This is a genomic window from Streptomyces sp. CWNU-52B (genome assembly GCF_047444975.1).
In the GTDB taxonomy this organism is placed as follows: Bacteria; Actinomycetota; Actinomycetes; order Streptomycetales; family Streptomycetaceae; genus Streptomyces.
In genome coordinates, this window is the sequence record NZ_JBLFJV010000045.1 from 1 (window position 1) to 3,385 (window position 3,385).

Here is a 3,385-nt window from a genome sequence, read left to right on the forward strand (position 1 = left end):
CGACGAAGTGGTCCAGCTCCTGGAGGACGAGGGCGTCGAGAAGTTCGAGGCCGCCTGGGGCAAGCTCCTCGACGCGGTCACGGTCTCGCTGAACAGCAAGGGAGTTGACGGGGAATGAGCAGTACCCCTGCGAAGGGCACTCCGGCGAAGAGCACGACGACCGCCAAGGCCGCGAAGCCCACCAAGACCACCAAGACCGTGACAGCCGCCAAGTCGGCGAAGAGCACGGCAGCCGCCAAGGCCACCAAGAGCGCGGCGGCCGGGAAGACGGCCAAGGCCGCGAAGAGCGCGTCGACCGCGAAAGCCGGCAGCGGGGCTGTCGGCCCCGGCGCCGCGGGCACGGCAGCAGGGGCGGCGGGAGCGGCGGCTGACGCGACCGCGGCCGGCCTCACCCAGGTGCTGGACCTCTCCGACGGCTGGGACAACCCCCTGCGCGACCCCCAGGACCGCCGTCTCCCCAAGATCGCCGGGCCCTCGGGCCTGGTCATCTTCGGTGTGACGGGCGACCTGTCGCGCAAGAAGCTCATGCCGGCCGTCTACGACCTGGCCAACCGCGGCCTGCTGCCGCCCGGCTTCTCCCTCGTCGGCTTCGCGCGGCGCGACTGGGAGGACGAGGACTTCGCCCAGATCGTGCACGACTCGGTCCGTGAGCACGCGCGTACCGAGTTCCGCGAGGAGGTCTGGCAGCAGCTCGCCGAGGGCATGCGGTTCATCCCCGGCGACTTCGGCGACGACCAGGCGTTCAAGCAACTGCACGACGCCGTAGACGAGTTGGACGCCTCCCGGGGCACCAGCGGCAACTACGCGTTCTACCTCTCCGTACCGCCGAAGTTCTTCCCCAAGGTCGTCAAGCAGCTCAAGCGGCACGGTCTGGCCGAGGCGCCCGCGGGCTCCTGGCGGCGCGCGGTGATCGAGAAGCCGTTCGGCCGCGATCTGAAGAGCGCGCGCGAGCTGAACCGGGTCCTGCACGAGGTGTTCGACCCGGAGCAGGTGTTCCGTATCGACCACTACCTCGGCAAGGAGACCGTCCAGAACATTCTGGCGCTCCGCTTCGCCAATCAGATGTACGAGCCCATCTGGAACCGGTCGTACGTCGACCACGTACAGATCACGATGGCCGAGGACATCGGCATCGGCGGCCGCGCCGGCTACTACGACGGCATCGGGTCGGCCCGTGACGTCATCCAGAACCACCTCCTGCAACTGATGGCGCTGACCGCGATGGAGGAGCCCATCGCCTTCGACGCCGACTCGCTGCTCACCGAGAAGCTCAAGGTCCTCAAGTCCGTGAAGCTGCCGGAGAACCTGGGCGAGCACACCGTGCGCGGCCAGTACGCGACCGGCTGGCAGGGCGGCGAGAAGGTGCACGGATACCTCCAGGAGGACGGTATCGACGCCGGGTCGACCACCGACACGTACGCGGCCGTCAAGCTGGAGGTCGACAACCGCCGCTGGGCGGGCGTGCCCTTCTACCTGCGCACCGGCAAGCGGCTGGGCCGCCGCGTCACCGAGATCGCCGTCGTCTTCCAGCGCGCCCCGCACTCCCCCTTCGACTCGACCGCCACCGAGGAACTCGGCGCCAACGCGATCGTCGTCCGGGTCCAGCCCGACGAGGGCATGACGGTGCGCTTCGGATCGAAGGTGCCGGGTACGTCGATGGAGATCCGGGACGTCTCGATGGACTTCGCGTACGGCGAGTCGTTCACCGAGTCCAGCCCCGAGGCGTACGAACGCCTGATCCTGGACGTACTGCTCGGCGACGCCAATCTCTTCCCCCGCCACCAGGAGGTGGAAGAGTCCTGGAAGATCCTCGACCCGATCGAGGACCACTGGGACACCCACGGCAGGCCCGCGCAGTACGCGTCGGGCAGCTGGGGTCCCGAAGAAGCCGACGAGATGCTCGCACGAGACGGACGGAGCTGGCGCAGGCCATGAAGATCGACCTGACCGACACCACGGCAAGCAAGATCAACAAAGCCCTCGTGGAGGGCCGCCGGGCCATCGGCACCCCTGCCGTGGGCATGGTCCTGACGATGGTCATCGTGACGGACGAGGAGAACGCGTACGACTCGATCAAGGCGGCCGAGGCGGCCTCCCACGAGCACCCCTCGCGCACCCTGGTCGTCATCAAGCGGCACGCCCGCACCCCTCGCGACCGCACGGCCTCGCGCCTCGACGCCGAGGTACGGGTCGGCGCGGACGCCGGCACCGGTGAGACGGTCGTGCTGCGGATGTACGGCGAGGTGTCCGACCACGCCGACTCGGTGGTCCTGCCGCTGCTGCTGCCGGACGCGCCCGTCGTCGTCTGGTGGCCGGTGGACGCGCCGAAGGTCCCCGTCAAGGACCCGCTCGGCGCGCTCGCCCAGCGCCGGATCACCGACATGTACGCCGTGGAGACCCCGCTCGCGGCGCTGGAGGCACGCGCCGCCGCGTACGCCCCTGGCGACACGGACCTGGCCTGGACGCGGCTGACGCCCTGGCGTTCCATGCTCGCCGCCGCCCTCGACCAGGCCCGCACGAAGATCGTCTCGGCCACCGTCGAGAGCGAGGCCGAGAACCCGAGCGCCGAACTCCTCGCCCGCTGGCTGGAGGCCCGTCTCAAGGTCTCGGTCGACCGGGTGGTCACCGCCGGTCCCGTCGTCACGGCCGTGAAGCTCGGCACCGAGAGCGGCGACATCGTCATCGACCGCCCCGAGGGCCCGCTCGCGACGCTGTCCCTGCCGGGCCAGCCCTCGCGCACCCTCGCGCTGAAGGTCCGCAGCACGTCCGAGCTGATCGCCGAGGAACTGCGCCGGCTCGACGCGGACGAGATGTACGCCGTCGCCCTGCACGGGGACAACGCCGAGAGGCACGGCCGTGGCTGACACACCGAGGCTCACCCGCCGTCCCGAGTGGACCGCCCTCGAGGACCACCGGGCCGGCCCGCTCCTCCACCCCGGACTGCGCGAGCTGTTCGCGACGGACCCGGAGCGCGCCGAGCGCTACACCGTGCGCGTGGGCGACCTGCTCGTCGACTACTCGAAGCACCTGATCACCGACGAGACGCTCGCGCTGCTCCAGGAACTCGCCACCGCCACCGGGGTGTTCACCCTGCGCGACGCGATGTTCCGTGGTGAGCGGATCAACGTCACCGAGGACCGGGCGGTGCTGCACACCGCGCTGCGCGCCCCGCGGGACGCGGTCGTCGAGGTCGACGGCGAGAACGTCGTGCCGAAGGTGCACGCGGTGCTCGACAAGATGGCCGGCTTCGCCGAACAGGTCCGCTCCGGCAAGTGGACCGGGTACACCGGCAAGCGCATCAAGAACGTGGTCAACATCGGTATCGGCGGCTCCGACCTGGGCCCGGCGATGGCGTACGAGGCGCTGCGCGCCTTCACCGACCGGG

General features: G+C 70.2%; 2 protein-coding genes and 2 pseudogenes. All 4 read left to right on the forward strand.

The genetic code is table 11. From position 1 onward, the window contains the following. Positions 1–118: pseudogene (locus tag ACLVWQ_RS30740) on the forward strand (transaldolase); the annotation flags it as partial. After that, positions 115–1,935 carry a glucose-6-phosphate dehydrogenase gene (zwf, locus tag ACLVWQ_RS30745; RefSeq protein WP_414112505.1) on the forward strand — a complete coding sequence of 607 codons (1,821 nt, stop codon included), beginning with the start codon at positions 115–117 and terminating at the stop codon, positions 1,933–1,935. The pseudogene ACLVWQ_RS30740 and the gene zwf, both read left to right, overlap by 4 nt. Then, positions 1,932–2,864, forward strand: coding sequence for a glucose-6-phosphate dehydrogenase assembly protein OpcA (gene opcA / locus ACLVWQ_RS30750; RefSeq protein ID WP_414112506.1), 933 nt, complete (start codon positions 1,932–1,934; stop codon positions 2,862–2,864). Before zwf ends, opcA begins: the two co-directional genes overlap by 4 nt. Then, positions 2,857–3,385: pseudogene (locus ACLVWQ_RS30755) on the forward strand (glucose-6-phosphate isomerase); the annotation flags it as partial. The gene opcA and the pseudogene ACLVWQ_RS30755, both read left to right, overlap by 8 nt.